We start from the raw sequence: 17,297 nt of genomic DNA on the forward strand, positions 1-17,297 counted from the left end.
TAACTCGTTAGCGCTATCCGGCCTCCTGCTCGTCCTGGGCTGTTTCATAGTCGTACTCGGCGGCGAAGTTCACGGCCAGCGGCGAGGCGGACATCGACACCATGGTGAAGCTGTCTGTTTCGTCCACGGACGGCGCCGCGCGCTGCGTCATCCTGTAGGCGGCGTAGCCCGTGACCGCGAAACACAGCACCGCGATCACCAGGAAGAACGCCCATGCGCCAAGCTGCCCCATCAGCCAGCCCGTCACGACCGGACCGGCAACCGCGCCCAGCCCGTTGATGAACACCATGCCGCCGGCAGCGGCGGCCATGTCCTCGTGGCTCAGGAAGTCGTTGGTATAGGCGATCAGCAGCGAGTAAAGCGGGTTCGACATGCCGCCCACCATCAGCCCCGCCAGAAGCAGCGCGGGGAAGAACGCGCCGAACAGGGCGCCCACGACGCCGCCCAGTCCACAGATGGCCGCGGCGATCAGGATCAGAAGCCGCCGGTCCATCCTGTCGGACAGCCAGCCGATCGGAAATTGCAGCACCAGGGCGCCCACGAAAAAGGCGGATACGAAGGTCGATATCTGCCCAACGGAAAGCCCCACCTCGGCGCCATAGACCGGCGCCATGCCGAACTGGGCCGAGAAGACGCCCCCCAGAAGGAACATGCCCACACAGCCCAGCGGCGAGATCTTCATGATCTGGCGCAGACTGAGGGGCTTGGCCGTATCGAAGGCCGGTGTGGGGCTGATCGACAGGAGAATGGGCGCAAAGGCCAGCGAGATCAGCACCGAGGGGATGATGAACAGCACGAATCCGCCCGGATCGGCCACCAGCATCAGCGCCTGCGCCGAGACGATGCCGACCATCTGCACGATCATGTAGAGCGACAGCGCCTTGCCCCGGTTCTCGTTGCTCGCGGCCTCATTGAGCCAGCTTTCGGCGGTCACGTACACGCCCGAGAAGCAGAACCCGATCAGGATGCGCCCGAGACCCCAAGCATAGGGGTCGGCGAAGGTCGGATAGAGGATCATGACCGCCGAGATGAGGGAGGCCAGCGCGGCGAAGACCCGCACGTGCCCGACCCGGCGGATCATGTCGGGTGCCATGCGCGAGCCGAACAGGAAACCGACGAAGTAGCCCGACATCACGAGGGACATTTCAAGCGTCGAGAAGCCTTCGATCTCGCCCCGGATACCGAGCAGGGTGCCCTGCATGCCGTTGCCGACCTGCAGAAGCATCATCCCAAGAAGCAGCGCCCATGCGCTGGACAAGACCGAAAACATGAACTGTGCCTCCCGTACAGACCCGGCAAGAGTGCCTTAGCACGACACAGGTGTCAGGGCCAAAGCCGACTCGCGCTGGTCTGCCCGCGCCGCCCTGCCAGCGTTTCAGCCGGGGATCAACAGCGAAGCGTCGCCATAGGAAAAGAAACGGTACTCCTCGGCAATCGCGTGCTCATAGATCATGCGGATACGCGCCGACCCCATCAGCGCCGAGACCAGCATCATCAGGGTCGAACGCGGCAGGTGGAAATTGGTCATCAACGCGTCGGTCACCCGGAAGGTGAAACCGGGATAGATGAAGATGTCGGTCTCGCCCCGCCACGGCGCGATCTGTCCGCTCTCCTGCGCGGCGCTCTCGATCAGCCGGAGCGCGGTGGTGCCCACCGGGATGACCCGGTGCCCAGCCGCCTTGGTCGCGGCGATCTCGGCGGCGGCCGTCTCGCTCACTTCGCCCCATTCGGCGTGCATCTTGTGGGTGGTCACGTCCTCGACCTTCACCGGAAGGAAGGTGCCCGCGCCCACGTGCAGGGTGACGTGGGTGAAGGCCACGCCCATCTTTGCAAGCGCCGCCAGCAGCGCCTCGTCGAAGTGAAGCGATGCGGTCGGTGCGGCAACGGCGCCCGCGTTACGGGCCCAGACGGTCTGGTAATCCTCGCGGTCCTGCGCGTCGGCGGTCCGGCGCGCGGCGATGTAGGGCGGCAGGGGCATGGCGCCCGCCTCGTTGAGCGCCGCGTCGAAAGCGTCGCCCTCGAGGTTGAAACGCAGCACAGCGTGGCCGTCTTCCTTCGCGACGCAGGTCGCCTCGAGCCCCGCGCCGAAGCGCACGACCTCGCCCTCTCGCAGTTTCTTCAGCGGTTTGACCATCGCCCGCCAGCCCCCGTCAGGCGCCGGGTCGAGCAGCGTCACCTCGATCCGCGCCTCCGTCTCGCCGGCCGGGCCCGTGCGGGGCCGAACGCCGGAAAGCCGCGCCGGGATCACCTTCGTGTCGTTCAACACCAGCCGGTCGCCGGGTCGCAGCCATTGGCCGAGGTCGGCCACCGTCGCGTCGGTGATCGCGTCCCCCTCGGCCACCAGCAGGCGGGCCGAGGTCCTGGGCCGCGCGGGCCGGGTAGCGATCAGCCGGTCTGGCAGATCGAAGTCGAAATCAGAAAGCTTCATTCCTAGCGGTCCTGGGTCCTGGTCGCGTCCTCGCGTGTTTCGCTTTCCTCTTCGTTGGACGCAACACCCGACCGCTTCGGCGGGGCGCGGCGGAAGATTTCCCGGAACATGCCGGGTGTCAGGACCGAGAGCGGGTTGACCTGCACCCGCGGGCTGGTCGTGGGGCCTTTCAGCGAATACTGGAACCCCAGCAACCCTTCGCCCTGGCGTGAGAACAACCCGCCCAGCATGTTGACGGCATAGACCGGGGAAATCACCCCTTCGATATCCATCTGCGCGGCCTCGAGCCAGTAATACCCTTCCATCGATATCCCGAGCGAGGCCCCGACGGCGCTACCGTTGTAGACCGTGACCCGGTCAGGACCCAGCTGGAACTCCGCCTCGACCCGGTTGAAATGCAGCCCCTCGCCGGCGAGCTGTTCGAGGATGCCCACCACGCTCAGGGCGTTGAGCAGGGCAGCCATGGCCGGCGCGTCCTTGACCCGCAGGTTGTCGACGGTGAGCTTTCCGTCATAGATCCCTTCCCCCTGCCCCGGCACCAGCACCAGCACAAGCGAGCCGTCGCGGGCCTGTTTCAGCGCGTTGGCCGAGCGCAACACGCCGCCCGCGTCCTGCGAGGTGATGGTAAAGGCGCTGCGCCCGTCGCGGGGCAGAACGCGCCCGACGATAGGTGTGCCCCCGTTGACCTTCCCGGTGAACTTGCCGTCCGCGCCGCGTGACATGTCGAGCTCGGCGTTGAAATCGGTCAGGGCGATCTTGTCGGAAATCTGCAGCCGGTCGAGCCGAAGCGACACCGGCCCCTGCTCGCCGCGCGGCCCGTCACCCTTGGCGGCAAGGGAGGTCTGGCGAAGGTCGATCTCGCCGCCCGTCACCCGCACCAGCGGCGGCTTGTTCGGCCCCAGCCCCACAAGGTCGACCGGCGCATCGACCCAAGAGCCAAGCTGCACGCGCCCGAAATTGGCCTGTTGCAGCGTGCCGTCATTGTTGAGCGTGACCGACCCGTTGGCCCGCAGGCCCGCGGCGTCGAGCCGGATCCGGTCGACCTGCGGCGGCTGACCAAGCGCGCCGTCGACTTCCAGCAGGCCGGTCGCGCTGGCCCCGATCGCCCAGTCGAGCGGGCGCAGGCGCAAGGCCACGCCCGACAGATCCGACGCCATGCGGAACACCGGCGGCTTCTCGTTCTCGAAATCGATCTCGATCTGCCCGCGGCCTGCCCCGGATATGCTGCCCGGCGGCAGGCCGATGCGGAATTCGTCGGCGAACCGTTCCGACAGCTCGATCCAGCCATCCACGTGCGACCGCCCGTTGCTGCCCTCGACCAGCGGCATCGACCACGTGCCCCCGAACGGCACCCGGCCGACGCGGCCCTCGCCGAAGATGTTGAGCCGCTCGCTGGTCGCGTCGATCTTCAGTTCCGAGGCGGCCAGCACACGGTTCTCGACCAGGGTTTCGCTGCGCACGTCACGCATCGTCCCGGTCAGCCCGAACGCCACGTCCTCGGGCTGCAGGTCATCGACCACGAGGAAATCGAGCTGCCCTTCCAGCTGCGCCATCCCGTCGGCCAGCGTGACCGGACGCCCGGCCTTGTCGAGAAACCGGAACGGCTCCTCGTTCAACAGCGACAGGGCGGCGGTGATCGTGCTGCGGGTCTTCAGCCGCACGGTGCCGGGGCCGCGCTTGATACCGATGTCGGGGATATCGAAGCTTGACCCGGAAATGTCGATCTTGCCGCCTTGCGCGGCAGTCACGTACCCTTCGTGCGCGGCGATCACGAAGCGGTTGTCATAGATGGTGGCATGGCCGCGCCCGTCCTCAATCACCGGCACGTTCTTGATGAACCGCGAGGTCAGCTCGGAAAAGTCGAAGCCCAGGAAAACATCGGGCTTCTCCCCCGGCACGGCGCGCAGGGCAACCTGTATATCGCTCAGCTTCGCACTGACGATGTTTTCCTCGATCCACGTGCGGGTCTTCGGTTCGAGACTCTCGGGCCAGAGCGTCAGAAGCCGGTCCGGGTCGATCCCCGGGAGACGCCCATCGACGCTCACGTACCAGCCATCGGGCCGGGCATGGACATCGCCCGAGACGACGAGATTGCGGCCCTGGTCCGACAGGCTGAGCTCGCCCAGCGTGATGCGGAACGGGTCGAGCGTCAGGCGCATGTCCATCGTCGCGCCCTCGAAGGCCACCGGCGCGTCGTAGATCTCGAGCGGGTTGGCCGAAAGGTCCCGCACCTGGAACTGCGAGACCAGCGCATTGGGCCAGCCATCTTCCATTCCCGCCAGGTAGGTCTGCCCCTCGATCCGGGCACTGACCCATTTGCTTTGCACATCGAGCGCGTGGAAGCGGATCAGGTCGTCGGCCGGGTCGAAGGTGAAATGCGTGCTGGCATGGTCGAAGGCCACCGGTCGGGCGGCTTCGTTCGGGTGCAGGACCCCTGCCCCGATCTCGAGCTTGGTATCGAGCGGGCCGAGCTGCCCCTCCTCGTCGACCGCCGCGCGGACGGAGCCCGAAATCGGCGCGTCGAGCGCGGTCAACCATGTCAGCGCCGGCGACTGCCCGGCGATGTCACCGGCCGGCATGTCCTCGAAATCTATCGCGAACTCCGCCGCGGTTTCGCCGATCCGGCTGGAATACGCCACGGCCAGTGTCGTGGCATAGTCGCGCGCGCCCAAAAGCGCGAAATCGGACCGGATCGACAGCGTCTCACCCTCGCGGCGCATCTGGATCCGCCCGCCATCGACCGTCCAGGCCTTTCCGGCGCGGGCATCCTCGAAGCGCAGGGTCAGGTTGTCGGCCGACACTTCTGTCAGGGCCGAGAAATGGGGGCGCTGGAAGAAGGTATCGGCCCGCTTTATCAGCGCGGTCACCGTCTCGGCCTCCTGCACCGGGTCGGGCGTGTCGCCCACGCTGACGCCCACCGCCCCGTCATCGGCGCGCCGCAGCGTGACACGGGCCCCGTTCAGCGATATGCGCCCCGGCTGCAACTGGCCCTTCAGGAGCGGCCCCAGCGCCACGGCGCCATGCACGTCGGACAATTGCGCCACCGGCGTGCCCGCCTCGTCTCGGATCGTCACCCGCTGCAGCGCCAGCCGCGGCACCCAGTCGTTTTCCAGCACGATCGACACGTCGGCAAAACCGATCGACAGGCCCTCGACGTCGCTGTTGATCTTCTCGGTGATGCGCGTGCGCAGCCAGTCGGGCGCCGACAGGCGCGTTCCGACCAATGACATGACAGTAACGCCAGCGGCCACGACGAGCGCAACCAACAGCCCGCCGCTCCACAACCCGGCCCTCTTCAGGCGTCGGGCGCGCGGCCGTTCCTGTTTTTCATCGGTCATTCTTGTCTTCAAACGGTGACCTGCCTCTGGTTGTTTATTCTGGCGGCTCGCGCCCTAATATGAAACTCAATTCTTTGTGGAAGGAGACTCCCCGTGCTGAAACCCGCCGAAGCGGCCCCCGATTTCACCCTGCCCCGCGATGGCGGCGGGAATGTGACCCTGTCCGAACTGCGCCCCGCGCCCGTCGTCCTGTTCTTCTATCCGAAGGACGACACGTCGGGCTGCACCAAGGAAGCCATCGCCTTCACCGGACTCGGCCAGGAGTTCGAGGCGGCGGGCGCGAAGGTGTTCGGCATCTCGAAGGATACCGTCGCCAAGCATGACAAGTTCCGCGACAAGCACGAGCTGGGCATTCCGCTGCTCTCCGACGCCGAGTCCGACGTGTGCGAACAATACGGCGTCTGGAAGGAAAAGAGCATGTACGGCAAGAAATTCATGGGAATCGAGCGCACCACCGTGCTGATCGGTGGCGACGGCAAGGTCGTGCGGGTCTGGCCCAAGGTGAAGGTGCCGGGACATGCCGAAGAGGTGCTCGAGGCGGTGAAGGCGCTTTGACGGAACCGACGCTGTCACGGATGGCGGTGGAGGTTCTGACCACCGCCGACGGGCGCGAAAAGACCGCCCTGTCCCGCCGGCACGCGGCGGCATGGTTTGCCGCGCGCGAGACGGGCGAGGCCATTCCGCTTGGCCGCGCCACCCCGCCCGATTTCCCCGCAAGGCCCGACAGGCCAGAGCTTCTCGACCCCCGCGACGTGCCGCGCCGCCGCCCCGGCTCGCCCAAGGGGCGGCTGGCGATGCTGCATGCGGTGGCGCATATCGAGCTGAACGCCGTCGACCTGCACTGGGACATCATCGCGCGGTTCGCGGATGTGCCAATGCCTATCGGCTTCTACGATGACTGGGTGAAATCGGCGGACGAGGAATCGAAGCATTTCAACCTGATATGCGACTGCCTTGAAGCACAAGGCAGTTATTACGGCGCCATGCCCGCCCATGCCGGCATGTGGCGCGCGGCCTCGGACACCGCGCAGGACTTCATGGGCCGGCTCGCGGTGGTGCCCATGGTGCTCGAGGCGCGCGGGCTCGACGTGACACCGGGGATGATCGCGCTGTTCGAGACGGCCGGCCCGACAGATGCCGTCGAGGCGATGAAGGTGATCTACGCCGAGGAGGTGCATCACGTCGCCTATGGCTCGAAATGGTTTCATTTCCTCTGCGGACGCCACGACCAGGACCCGAAAGAGGCGTTCCACACCCTTGTGCGCCGATATTTCCACGGCCTGCTGAAACCGCCCTTCAACGAGGAAAAGCGCGCCGAAGCCGGCCTGCCGCCCGATTTCTACTGGCCGCTTACGGAAGCGACCGGCTGATTCTTGCCCTGCTGTTAGCGCCAACCCATTGAGATCGGCAATTTTTTGCCGTCTGTGCGGTAAATTGCCGGATTTCTGGACGGTGTTGTCCAAAAACCTTGCTCATCGGAACGCCAGCCGATAATCACACCAAAGGCATCGGTGAAAGAAAAAGTGATCGACGGTGCCGCCTTGGGGATGGGGCAACAGGGACGGGGTTTTCGTGCGAACACGACTCGCAATCAAGTTTCATGCGTTTCTGGAAAGATATTTCCCGGAGCGCAGGGTTTTCCTCCGGTCAGATAACGACACGCGGTTCATCCGCCTCAAGCCCGGCTCTCAACTCATTGCCTTCGTGGGCGTTTCGGCCGTGGTCGCATGGACGATCATCGCCACTGCCGTGCTGCTGATGGATTCGATCGGCTCGGGCAATTTCCGCGAACAGGCCAAGCGCGACCAGCGCACCTACGAGGCGCGGCTCAACGCGCTCGAGGCCGAGCGCAACACCCGCGCCGAGGAAGCGGCGGCCGCGCAGGAGCGGTTCAACTCGGCCCTGAAGCAGATTTCCACGATGCAATCCGATTTGCTGGCCTCGGAGACGCGCCGGCGCGAGCTCGAGACCGGCATCGAGGTCATCCAGTCGACCCTGCGCCGCACCATGAAGGAGCGCGACGCCGCCCGCGCGGAGAGCGAGGAACTGACACTGGCGCTGAAGGACAGCGCCCCGGGAACGCTGGCCGACGAGGAAGGCATGGGCACCGAGGCGACGCTGGAAACCCTGACCGCCGCCCTCTCCGACACCGCGCGCCAGCGTGACAAGATCAGCAACGACGCCGAGCTGGCGCTGCTGGAAGCCGACGAGATGGCCGCGCAGATCCAGCTGATGAAAGACCAGAACGACCAGATCTTCCGCCAGCTCGAAGACGCGATGACGATCTCGGTCGAGCCGCTCGACAAGATGTTCACCGCCGCCGGCATGGACACCGACAACATGCTCGATACCGTGCGCCGCGGCTACTCGGGCCAGGGCGGGCCGCTGATGCCGCTGTCGTTCTCGACCCGGGGCGAGGAGCCCACGCCCGACGCGATGCGCGCCAACCGCATCCTCAACCAGCTCGACCGGTTGAACCTCTACCGTATCGCCGCGCAGAAGGCGCCCTTCGCCCTGCCGGTGAAGTCGACCTTCCGCTATACCTCGGGCTTCGGCATGCGCTGGGGGCGGATGCATTCGGGCACCGACTTCGCGTCGAAACACGGCACACCGATCTATGCCACCGCCGACGGGGTCGTCATTCACGCGGAATGGCTGTCGGGCTATGGCCGGCTCGTGAAAATCCAGCACGAGTTCGGCATCGAGACCCGATACGCCCATATGTCGCGCATTCGGGTCGAAAAAGGTCAAAGGGTCTCGCGCGGGGAACGTATTGGTGATATGGGGAGCACTGGACGTTCCACGGGCACGCATCTACACTACGAGGTCCGTGTCGGCGGCAAGGCCGTCAACCCCATGATCTACATCAAGGCTGCGAGAAATGTTTTCTAAGAGCAAAATCAACGATCCCGCCCCCAAGCAAGATGCCGCGGCCAAACCGGCAGTTCCGGAAAAGCCCGACACCGCGCGCAACGACTCACCGTCGAACGAATTCAAGGCCGCCGCGCCCAAGGCCAAGCCGCCGGCATCGGTGCTGTCGTCGGACCTGCACGTGACCGGCAACCTGAAGACCACCGGCGATATCCAGGTCGAAGGCACGGTCGAGGGGGATATCCGCGCCCACCTGCTGACCATCGGCGAAGGCGCCACGATCAAGGGCGAGGTGATTGCCGATGACGTGGTGATCAACGGCCGTATCGTCGGCCGGGTCCGTGGCCTGAAGGTACGCCTGACCTCGACCGCGCGGGTTGAAGGCGACATCATCCACAAGACCATCGCCATCGAATCCGGCGCCCATTTCGAAGGCTCGGTGCAGCGGCAGGACGATCCGCTCAACTCGAAGCCCAAGAACCAGCAGCAGCAGGGCGGCGGTGGCGGCCAGCAGGGTCAGCAGAACCAGCAGAAGCCCCAGCAGGTGCAGGAAGCCGCCAAGGGCTGAACCGGCCCGCCGGCGGAAGACCTTTCGGGGTCATCATGGAAAGGCGCCCTGCCCCGCAGCGGCGCCTTCTGCATGCCGGCTCATCGCGATGGCGCCCGCGCAGGCAACTGTCAGGCCGCAGCCTCCGACAGCGGCAGCGTGAAAGCGAACGTGGTGGTGCCACCCTCGCAGGTCACGCCGATCCGGCCATTATGCGCCTCGGCAATCGTCGCGGCGATATAGAGGCCGAGGCCAAGCCCCTCGCCCTGGGCATGGGTGCCGCGCTGGAACGGGTGGAACAGCTTGTCGCGCAGGTCGCCGGGCACGGCGAGCCCGCGGTTGCTGACGGTGATTGACACCTCGTGATCGTCCGTCGTGCCGCGTACCTCGACCGGCGAGCCGGGGGTGCCGTGGCGGACCGCGTTCGACAACAGGTTCGACACCGCCTGCGCGACCCGCGGCGCGTCGCAGGCGACCGGGCGGGTGAAACTGAGGTCGAGATTGATCGTGCTTTCCGGCTCGGCCGCGCGGATCTCCTCGACCACCTGGCGCACGGCCTCGGCCAGCGGCGCGTCGGGGGTTGCGGTCACGCGGATGCCGCCGCCCAGCCGGGCGCGGGCGTGCAGCATGATGTTCGAGATCAGGTCGTTCATGCGGAAGAGCGACGATCGCATCAGCGGCAGGATCATGCGCGCCTTGTCGTTCAGCGGCTCACGCTCGAGCTGGCGGATGCCGGCCGAGAAGGCCGCGACGGGGTTGCGCAGGTCGTGCCCCAGCACCGCCACCAGCTCGTCCTGCAGGCGGGCCAGTTCCTTTTCATGGGCGAGGTTGTGCTCCTGCGCCTCCAGCCGCTCCTCGGTCTCGAGGCTGCGGCCGATGACGTCGGCGAACATCTCCAGCATCGCCACCACGCGTGCATCCTTCACGTCGCGCGGCTCTGTGTCGATGGCGCAGAGCGTGCCGAAGAAGCTGCCGTCGCTGCGATAGATGGGGATCGAGGCGTAGCTGACGATGCCGAACTTCCGCGCGATCGGATGGTCCTTGTAGATGTCATCCGTGGCGCTGTCGTTGAACAGGACCTTTTCCGCGCTGGTCCGGACGATCTGGCAGAAGGTCGACTCGATGTCGATCTCGTCCCCCTCGGCCAGCCCGAAATTCACCTCGTCCACCGTCCGGCAGGCCACCCAGCGCTCGGCGGTGACCCGGGCAATGGCGGCAAAGCGCATGTTCGTCGCCAGCATCACCGTCTCGAGAATGGTGCCGACGGTATCGCTGCCGGCAATCCGGTCGATATCGGTCTGGAAATCATGCCGCTGCGCAAGGAATGCGGCGTGGTCGTGCATCGCCGCCTGCGGCAGTGAAGTCTGGCTCATACTCGTCCCGTACAATCGTATCTCCGGCGCCCGGCCGCCGCCGGGCGGAAGAGGCGGAGCGCAGGATCATATACCGGCCATTTGAAAGGAATGGCAATATACCCGCGCCCCGCCGCTGCCGTCAGACACCAGCCGGGTTGTCGACGTCATGCCCCATCGCCCGCAGATCGGCATAGCGATCGCCGATCCGGTGGTTGGGATGCCCGCCCACCGAGGCGCCGAGCGCGATGACAACCTCGTCGGGGGCTGGCGCGTCGGGGATGTCGAGATGGATGGTCTGGTAATGCGAGCGCATGCCGGCATCGTCCTTGTGCATCAGCGGGATCATGATCGGCTGCCCTGCCCCGCCCCGGCCATTGGTGAAGGCGAGATAGGACTTCGCCTTGATCGCATCGCGCAGCTGGTTGCCGAACCAAAGCGAATGGGTCAGCGCCTGCGCATGTTCCACCTCGCCGCCCATGCCCACGACCGCGGCCTTGCCACAGCCCTCCAGCGTGTCGCCTGTCACGTCGAGCAGCATTTCGGTCAGCAGCCTGCCGATCTGGGGGCAGATATCCTGCACCTCGGGGCTCAGGTCTTCCACATGCTCCTGCCCGAACCACGGGTTGCGGATCACCGCCAGCGCGGCCACCAGCTTGGTGGGGGTCGCCACCTCCTTCCAGCCTTCCTTGTAGGTCGTTTGCACCTGCAGAAGCGTGCGCCTGATCTCAGCCGGCATGGGCCACCTCCCTTTCCGCGAACTCGGGCATCACCTTGTCGATGAAGAGCTGCAGCGAGCGTTTCTGCTGGGCCATGTCCATGCCCATCGAGGCGTAGTAGACGAAGGCGTCGGCGCCCACCGCTTCATGCGCTTTGAGCTTTTCGATCACCTGGTCCGGCGAGCCGAACATCAGGTTCTCTTCCAGCATCGCCGGGTCGACCCGGGCGTTGCCGTCAAGCTCGGCCAGCGGCACCTGTTCGGGGAAGCCGTTGATCACCTCGCCCTTTTTCATCATCAGGTTGCCGAACTGCCCCAGCACGTGGCGAATGGCGCCCATCGCGGCTTTCCGGTCCTCCTCGGTCTCGTAGACGGCGGAATGGCGCATCACGGCCCATGTGGCCTTGAACGGCTTGCCCGCCTTCTCGACCGCCTCGTCAAGCCGGCGGCGATAGGTCTGCACCTCGGAGATCGGCATGGTCAGCGGCCAGCTCAGGATGTCGCAGTCATGCTCGACCGCGTAGTCGAAGGTGATGGGCGCGCGGGCCGCCACCCAGACCGGCACCTTCTGCTGCACCGGCTTGGGGCAGGAGGTGGCGGTGGGGAACTGCCAGAACTCGCCGTCATGGGCATAGTCGCCCGCCCAGAGCTTCTGCACCACCGGCAGCATTTCCTGCATGTAGCGCCAACTGTCCTTCTGATCGAGGCCGGGTTTCATCCGGTCGAATTCCCGCTGGTAGGCGCCCGATCCGATGCCGAATTCGAGCCGGCCGTCGCTCAGCAGGTCGAGCATCGCCGCCTCGCCGGCCAGGTTGATCGGGTGCCAGTAGGCGGCGTTCACTACGCCGATACCCAGCCGGATGTTCTTCGCATGCTCGCCCCACCATGTCAGGATCTGGAACGGGTTGGGCGCGATGGTCATCTCGAGCGCGTGGTGCTCGGCCGCCCAGGCGATCTCGAACCCCGCCGCATCGGCCATCTTCACCATCTCGAGCGTGTGGTCGCGCACCTCGCGCATGTCCGTCTCGGGGCTCATGCGTTCGAGGTTGATTGCCAAATGGAACTTCATAACTCTCTCCTTCTCATCGCATCTGGAACGGGTTGCCGACGGGCTCGTCCGACATATTCATCCACACGGTCTTGGGGCGGGTATAGTCGTAGACCGCCTGGAACCCGCTTTCCCGGCCGTAGCCAGAGGCCTTCACGCCCCCGAACGCGGCCACGGGCGAGATCGCCCGGTAGGTGTTCACCCAGACGATCCCGGCCCGCACGGCGCGGCTCATCCTGAGGGCGCGGGCGCTGTCACGGGTGAAGATGCCGGCGGCGAGGCCATGCTCGGTGTCGTTGGCCAGGCGCAGCGCCTCCTCTTCCGTGCGGAAGCGCAACACGCAGAGGACCGGGCCGAAAAGCTCGGTATCGACGATCTTCAGTTCGGGCGACGGGCAGTCGATGATCGTGGGCTGAAAGAACATCTCCCCCGCCTCGGCCCGCCTGCCGCCGCAGACCACGGTCGCGCCTTCGTCGACCGCGCCGGCAATTTCGCGCTCGATTGTCTCGATCTGGCCATGCGTGCAGAGCGGGCCCATCTCGGTCTCCTCCGCCATCGGATCGCCGATGCGGATGCCCTGCGCGATGTCCTTCATCCGGGCGATGAAGTCGTCCGCCACATCCTCGTGCACGATAAGCCGGGAACCGGCCACGCAGCTTTGCCCCGAGGCCCCGAATATCCCCGCGACGGAGCCGTTCACCGCGCTTTCAAGGTCCGCATCATCGAACACGATGAAGGGCGACTTGCCCCCCAGTTCCAGGCTCACCTCGGCGAAGTTGCTGGCCGAGTTCATGATGACACGCCGCGCCGCCACCGGCCCGCCCGTGAAGCTGATCCGCGCCACCAGCGGGTGCGAGGTCAGTGCCTTGCCGCAGGGGTCGCCATGGCCCGAGACGATGTTGACCACCCCGTCGGGGATGCCGGCCTCGGCGATCAGCCGCCCGAATGCGAGGATCGCCGCGGGCGCCTGTTCCGAGACCTTGAGGACCACCGTGTTGCCCGCCGCCAGCGCCGGGCCGATCTTGACCGCGGTCAGGAACAGCTGGCTGTTCCACGGCACCACGGCGGCGACCACGCCCAGCGGTTCGCGGTTGGTGAAGACGAAGAGGTCGGGCTTGTCGATGGGCAGGGTTTCCCCGCCGATCTTGTCGGCGGCGCCGGCGTAGAAATGGAAGAACTCGGCGATGTATTTCGCCTGCCAGCGGGTTTCCTTGAACATCTTGCCGCTGTCGCGCGTCTCGATCTCGCCCAGCTCCTCCGACCGGTCGGCGAGCAGGTCGCCCAGCTTTCGCAGGCAGCGGCCCCGCTCGGTGGGGGTCATGCGCGACCAGGGCCCTTCGTAACAGGCGGCGTGGGCCGCTTTCACCGCGCGGTCGATATCCTCTGCCGTGGCCTCGGGCGCGGTGGCCCAGGCTTTTCCGGTGGCGGGGTTTACCGTCTCGAACCTTCCCCCGTCGGACGCGGCGACCCATTGGCCGCCGATCAGCATGCTGTACTCTTCCATCAATCGTGCTCCTTCATCCGGCATGGGCGTGCGGCACGACCCGGTGATAGGCCCCCTCGCGATAGGCGAGCGGCGGCGCGGCGCCATCGAGCACGGAGTGCACGTGCCCGAGCAGGATCAGGTGGCTGCCCGAGCGGATCACCTGCTGCAGGCCGCATTGAAAGGCAGTGGCCCCGTCGATCACCGGCGCGCTGCCGCGGGGGGCGAACATCTCGATCCCGTCGAACCGGTCGGGGACGATGGCATCATGCCGCCCGGCGAAACGGTCGGCGATATCGGAGAATCCCTCGGGCAGGACATTGACGCAGAACCGCCCGTTTTCCTGCACCACGCCCGCGATCCGGCTTTGCGCGGCAAGGCAGACCAGCACGGTGGGCGGGTCGGCCGAGACGGAAGAGAACGCGCTGACCGTGGCGCCTGCACGGCCCGCCGGGCCGTCGCTCGTCACCACCGTGACCGAGGCCGCCACGCGGCGCATGGCCGAGATGAAATCCTCTCTGGGTGCAAGCCCGTGGGTCTGCCGAACCATGTCGCATCTCCTGTCTTCGCATCCTGTCGCATCGTCAGGGGTGACACAGAATCTCAATTCTTGAAAACGAATTGTTTTGCGGAATAAGTTCGGAGTATTCGAATTGTCAGGCCCGCCCCCATGAACATCACCGCGCTCCAGACCTTCCTCGCCATCGTCGACACCGGCAGCCTCGTGCGGGCCTCGCAGGTGCTGCACGTCACCCAGTCGACCGTCACCGCCCGGCTGCAGACGCTGGAGGACGGGCTGGGCCAGCAACTGCTGAACCGCCAGAAATCCGGCACCACGCTGACCCCGGCAGGCACGCGGCTGTTGCGCTACGCCCGGATCATGACGGGGCTCTGGCGGCAGGCGCAGCTCGAAACCAGCCTGCCGGCGGGGCTGGCCTCGGTCTGTACCTTCGGCTGCGACCGCGAGCTGTGGCACGGGCCGGGGCGCGACTTTTTCAACGGGGTGCTGTCGGGCAGCCCGGAGATGGCCGTTTCCGTCTTGCAGGGCAGCGCGCGGGATCTGGAAGAGTGGCTCGCCAACGGCATGGTCGACGTGATCCTGACCTTCGACTCGGTCACGCGCGGCAACCAGACGGTGCACCCGCTGCCGGCCGAGGAGCTGGTGCTCTATTCCGACCAGCCGGACACGCCGATCGACAAGGGGCCCTTCTATATCTTCGTCGACCACGGCGCCGAGTATCGCCGCCAACATGCCGAAACCTATTACGGCGCGGGGGTGGCCAGGGTCAGCCTCGACAGCTCGTGGTGGGCGCTGCAGACCATGCTGGACAGGGGCGGCTCGGCCTACCTGCCCCGCGCGCTGGCCGAGCCCTACGTGGCCGAGGGCAAGCTCTTCCAGCTCGATGCGCCGGTCTACACGCGCAAGAAGAACCTGATCGTCAATGACGCCGCGGCCCGGCGGTGGACATGGTTCGCCCCGCTCGTGGCCACGATGACCGCCCCCGAAACATGAACGAAAGGTTAATGCCGGTGCCTGTCGGCGCGCGCCGGCCCTTGCTTCATCTTTCCAAAAATACTCAAATCCGCCGGCAGGCCACGCGGTGGCTCCGGCGCAATTCAAACACACAAGGTTAAGATATCGTATGAAAGCCGCCCTGATGATGGAATATGACGGCGAGCTTCCGCTCGAAACCGTCCCCGACCCGACCTGCCCGCGCGACGGGGCCGTCGTGGCGGTGCGCGCCTGTGGCGTGTGCCGGTCGGATCACCACGCCTGGAAAGGCGCCGACCCGGACGTGGCGCTGCCGCACGTGATGGGGCATGAATTTGCGGGCGAGATCCTCGAACTTGGTCAGGACGTGCGCGCTTTCGCCGTGGGCGACCGGGTCACGGCGCCCTTCATCCTCGGCTGTGGCACCTGCCCCGATTGCCGCGGCGGCGAGCCCACGATCTGCAACCACCAGGAGGTGATCGGCTTCACCGGCTGGGGCGCCTTTGCCGAGCGGGTGGTGATCCGCCGGGCCGATTTCAACCTCGTGCGCCTGCCCGAGAACGTCGACTACACCGCCGCCGCCGGGATGGGCTGCCGCGTCACCACGGCCTTTCGCGCCGTGGTCGACCGCGGGCGCTTGCAGCCCGGCGAATGGCTGGCGGTGCATGGCTGCGGCGGCGTGGGCCTGTCGGCGATCATGATCGGCGCCGCGCTGGGGGCGCCGGTGGTGGCGGTGGATATCAACCCCGAGGCGCTGAAAATGGCCGAGGCGTTCGGGGCGACGGCCACGGTCAACGCGAGCGACGGCGATGTCGGCCAGGCGGTGCGCGAGATCACGCAAGGCGGCGCGCATGTCTCGGTCGAGGGGCTGGGGATCACCGCGACTTTCGAGAATTCCCTGCGCTCCCTGCGCAAGATGGGCCGGCACGTGCAGATCGGCATGCCGGTGGGCGCCCATGCCTCCCCGTCCCTTCCCCTACTGGAGCTGGTCTATGCCCGGCAGTTGACCCTGCACGGCACGCGCGGCATCGGCGCGACGCGGTTTTCGGCGCTCTTCGAGATGATCGCTGCGGGCCGGCTAGACCCCTCCCGGCTGGTCACGCGGACCATTCCGCTGTCGGGCGCGGCGGCGGCCCTGCGCGAGATGGATGGTTTCCAATCCAGCGGGGTAACCGTGATCGACCGCCTAGATTGTTGATATTTAGGCAACAAGTTCGCCCATCTGGCCGCGACAGCCTGTGGAAAAGTGTAGATTCGCACACTTCTTTATGAAAGCCTTGTGACAGGGGCGCCGGTTGGCGCAAGTCAGCCGGCGCTCTGTAAAGAGTAGGGAGCCGAGCATGGCCAAGACAGCGACACCGCCGCCGGACACGGGCAAACCCAAGCCCCAGAACCCGACGAAATCCACACCTAATTCGCCGCGCGTGACCGCGACCACGCGCGTCTTTAACGACTTCGCCGCCATCTGAGCGGCGCAAAAATGAAAAGGCCGCCCCCTTTGACAGGCGCGGCCAATCCGAGCGGGCAGTCAGGGACGGCGCTTAGCCGACCAGTTCCAGACCCGAGAAGAAATAGGCGATCTCGACCGCCGCGGTTTCCGGTGCGTCCGACCCGTGAACCGAGTTCTCGCCGACGGATTCAGCGAATTCCGCGCGGATCGTGCCCGGTGCCGCGTCCGCGGGGTTGGTGGCGCCCATGACGTCACGGTTTTTCGCAATGGCGCCCTCGCCTTCGAGCACCTGCACGACGACCGGCGCGCTGGCCATGAATTCGCACAGCTCATCGTAGAACGGGCGTTCCTTGTGGACAGCGTAGAACACGCCGGCCTGTGCCTTGGTCAGGTGGATGCGTTTCTGGGCGACGATGCGCAGGCCCGCCTCCTCGAACTTGGCGTTGATCTTGCCGGTCAGGTTCCGGTTGGTGGCATCGGGTTTGATGATGCTCAGCGTGCGTTCGACAGCCATGTCAGCCTCTTTTCCTTGGGTTATGCGCGCGGGGTCAATGCGCCCGCGCCGAAAGA

General features: G+C 66.2%; 16 protein-coding genes. 7 read left to right on the top strand and 9 right to left on the bottom strand.

Going from position 1 to position 17,297, the window contains the following annotated elements:
* Positions 1-13: 13 nt before the first annotated feature.
* The 3 genes from QUV18_RS20505 to QUV18_RS20515 form a co-directional block, all read right to left on the bottom strand.
* Positions 14-1,270, bottom strand: coding sequence for an MFS transporter (locus QUV18_RS20505; RefSeq protein WP_300895975.1), 1,257 nt, complete (start codon positions 1,268-1,270; stop codon positions 14-16).
* Positions 1,271-1,375: 105 nt separating this feature from the next.
* The gene (queA, locus tag QUV18_RS20510; protein WP_300895976.1) at positions 1,376-2,428 is read right to left on the bottom strand and encodes a tRNA preQ1(34) S-adenosylmethionine ribosyltransferase-isomerase QueA; all 1,053 of its coding nucleotides are present in this window, start codon (positions 2,426-2,428) and stop codon (positions 1,376-1,378) included.
* Positions 2,429-2,430: 2 nt separating this feature from the next.
* Complete coding sequence (locus QUV18_RS20515; protein WP_300895978.1) at positions 2,431-5,766, bottom strand: AsmA-like C-terminal region-containing protein; 3,336 nt, start codon at positions 5,764-5,766, stop codon at positions 2,431-2,433.
* Between the two features lie 93 nt (positions 5,767-5,859).
* Between QUV18_RS20515 and QUV18_RS20520 the strand changes: the two genes are divergently transcribed.
* The 4 genes from QUV18_RS20520 to QUV18_RS20535 all read left to right on the top strand — a co-directional run bounded on the left by QUV18_RS20520 (position 5,860) and on the right by QUV18_RS20535 (position 9,205).
* On the top strand, positions 5,860-6,321 hold the full coding sequence (locus tag QUV18_RS20520; protein WP_300895979.1) for a peroxiredoxin: 462 nt from the start codon (positions 5,860-5,862) through the stop codon (positions 6,319-6,321).
* Between the two features lie 20 nt (positions 6,322-6,341).
* Entirely contained in the window at positions 6,342-7,136 is a 795-nt protein-coding gene (locus QUV18_RS20525) for a ferritin-like domain-containing protein (RefSeq protein ID WP_300896036.1), read from the top strand.
* Positions 7,137-7,338: 202 nt separating this feature from the next.
* The gene (locus QUV18_RS20530; RefSeq protein WP_300895980.1) at positions 7,339-8,658 is read left to right on the top strand and encodes a M23 family metallopeptidase; all 1,320 of its coding nucleotides are present in this window, start codon (positions 7,339-7,341) and stop codon (positions 8,656-8,658) included.
* Positions 8,648-9,205 (top strand): polymer-forming cytoskeletal protein, encoded by a 558-nt coding sequence (locus QUV18_RS20535; protein WP_300895981.1) that lies wholly within the window; start codon positions 8,648-8,650, stop codon positions 9,203-9,205. The genes QUV18_RS20530 and QUV18_RS20535 overlap by 11 nt, the downstream gene beginning before the upstream one ends.
* A gap of 110 nt (positions 9,206-9,315) precedes the next feature.
* On the opposite strand, the gene QUV18_RS20540 is transcribed toward QUV18_RS20535, so the two are convergent.
* The 5 genes from QUV18_RS20540 to QUV18_RS20560 all read right to left on the bottom strand — a co-directional run bounded on the left by QUV18_RS20540 (position 9,316) and on the right by QUV18_RS20560 (position 14,335).
* A complete protein-coding gene (locus QUV18_RS20540; RefSeq protein WP_300895982.1) occupies positions 9,316-10,557 on the bottom strand; it encodes a GAF domain-containing sensor histidine kinase in 1,242 nt (413 codons plus the stop codon).
* A gap of 121 nt (positions 10,558-10,678) precedes the next feature.
* Positions 10,679-11,275 (bottom strand): amino acid synthesis family protein, encoded by a 597-nt coding sequence (locus QUV18_RS20545; RefSeq protein ID WP_300895983.1) that lies wholly within the window; start codon positions 11,273-11,275, stop codon positions 10,679-10,681.
* The gene (locus tag QUV18_RS20550; RefSeq protein WP_300895984.1) at positions 11,265-12,323 is read right to left on the bottom strand and encodes an LLM class flavin-dependent oxidoreductase; all 1,059 of its coding nucleotides are present in this window, start codon (positions 12,321-12,323) and stop codon (positions 11,265-11,267) included. The genes QUV18_RS20545 and QUV18_RS20550 overlap by 11 nt, the downstream gene beginning before the upstream one ends.
* A 13-nt stretch (positions 12,324-12,336) precedes the next feature.
* Positions 12,337-13,806: an aldehyde dehydrogenase gene (locus QUV18_RS20555; protein ID WP_300895985.1), complete on the bottom strand. Its 1,470-nt coding sequence runs from the start codon at positions 13,804-13,806 to the stop codon at positions 12,337-12,339.
* A 13-nt stretch (positions 13,807-13,819) separates the two neighbouring features.
* Positions 13,820-14,335: a flavin reductase family protein gene (locus QUV18_RS20560; protein WP_300895987.1), complete on the bottom strand. Its 516-nt coding sequence runs from the start codon at positions 14,333-14,335 to the stop codon at positions 13,820-13,822.
* Positions 14,336-14,455: 120 nt separating this feature from the next.
* On the opposite strand from QUV18_RS20560, the gene QUV18_RS20565 reads away from it, so the two are divergent.
* The 3 genes from QUV18_RS20565 (at position 14,456) to QUV18_RS20575 (ending at position 16,746) form a co-directional block, all read left to right on the top strand.
* On the top strand, positions 14,456-15,298 hold the full coding sequence (locus QUV18_RS20565) for a LysR family transcriptional regulator (RefSeq protein ID WP_300895988.1): 843 nt from the start codon (positions 14,456-14,458) through the stop codon (positions 15,296-15,298).
* A gap of 130 nt (positions 15,299-15,428) precedes the next feature.
* Complete coding sequence (locus QUV18_RS20570; protein ID WP_300895989.1) at positions 15,429-16,475, top strand: zinc-dependent alcohol dehydrogenase family protein; 1,047 nt, start codon at positions 15,429-15,431, stop codon at positions 16,473-16,475.
* Positions 16,476-16,617: 142 nt separating this feature from the next.
* Positions 16,618-16,746 (top strand): hypothetical protein, encoded by a 129-nt coding sequence (locus QUV18_RS20575; protein ID WP_300895990.1) that lies wholly within the window; start codon positions 16,618-16,620, stop codon positions 16,744-16,746.
* 72 nt (positions 16,747-16,818) lie between these two features.
* On the opposite strand, the gene ndk is transcribed toward QUV18_RS20575, so the two are convergent.
* Positions 16,819-17,241 (bottom strand): nucleoside-diphosphate kinase, encoded by a 423-nt coding sequence (gene ndk / locus QUV18_RS20580; protein WP_300895991.1) that lies wholly within the window; start codon positions 17,239-17,241, stop codon positions 16,819-16,821.
* Between the last annotated feature and the right edge of the window lie 56 nt (positions 17,242-17,297).

It is taken from the genome of Roseovarius sp., from assembly GCF_030373445.1.
Classification (GTDB): Bacteria; Pseudomonadota; Alphaproteobacteria; order Rhodobacterales; family Rhodobacteraceae; genus Roseovarius.

Excerpts from the sequence above, each read along its gene's own strand:
- QUV18_RS20505 (WP_300895975.1), bottom strand. The coding sequence starts at position 1,270 with ATGTTTTCGGTCTTGTCCAGCGCATGGGCGCTGCTTCTTGGGATGATG.
- queA (WP_300895976.1), bottom strand. The coding sequence starts at position 2,428 with ATGAAGCTTTCTGATTTCGACTTCGATCTGCCAGACCGGCTGATCGCT.
- QUV18_RS20515 (WP_300895978.1), bottom strand. The coding sequence starts at position 5,766 with ATGACCGATGAAAAACAGGAACGGCCGCGCGCCCGACGCCTGAAGAGG.
- QUV18_RS20525 (WP_300896036.1), top strand. The coding sequence starts at position 6,342 with ATGGCGGTGGAGGTTCTGACCACCGCCGACGGGCGCGAAAAGACCGCC.
- QUV18_RS20535 (WP_300895981.1), top strand. The coding sequence starts at position 8,648 with ATGTTTTCTAAGAGCAAAATCAACGATCCCGCCCCCAAGCAAGATGCC.
- QUV18_RS20540 (WP_300895982.1), bottom strand. The coding sequence starts at position 10,557 with ATGAGCCAGACTTCACTGCCGCAGGCGGCGATGCACGACCACGCCGCA.
- QUV18_RS20545 (WP_300895983.1), bottom strand. The coding sequence starts at position 11,275 with ATGCCGGCTGAGATCAGGCGCACGCTTCTGCAGGTGCAAACGACCTAC.
- QUV18_RS20550 (WP_300895984.1), bottom strand. The coding sequence starts at position 12,323 with ATGAAGTTCCATTTGGCAATCAACCTCGAACGCATGAGCCCCGAGACG.
- QUV18_RS20555 (WP_300895985.1), bottom strand. The coding sequence starts at position 13,806 with ATGGAAGAGTACAGCATGCTGATCGGCGGCCAATGGGTCGCCGCGTCC.
- QUV18_RS20560 (WP_300895987.1), bottom strand. The coding sequence starts at position 14,335 with ATGGTTCGGCAGACCCACGGGCTTGCACCCAGAGAGGATTTCATCTCG.
- QUV18_RS20565 (WP_300895988.1), top strand. The coding sequence starts at position 14,456 with ATGAACATCACCGCGCTCCAGACCTTCCTCGCCATCGTCGACACCGGC.
- QUV18_RS20570 (WP_300895989.1), top strand. The coding sequence starts at position 15,429 with ATGAAAGCCGCCCTGATGATGGAATATGACGGCGAGCTTCCGCTCGAA.
- QUV18_RS20575 (WP_300895990.1), top strand. The coding sequence starts at position 16,618 with ATGGCCAAGACAGCGACACCGCCGCCGGACACGGGCAAACCCAAGCCC.
- ndk (WP_300895991.1), bottom strand. The coding sequence starts at position 17,241 with ATGGCTGTCGAACGCACGCTGAGCATCATCAAACCCGATGCCACCAAC.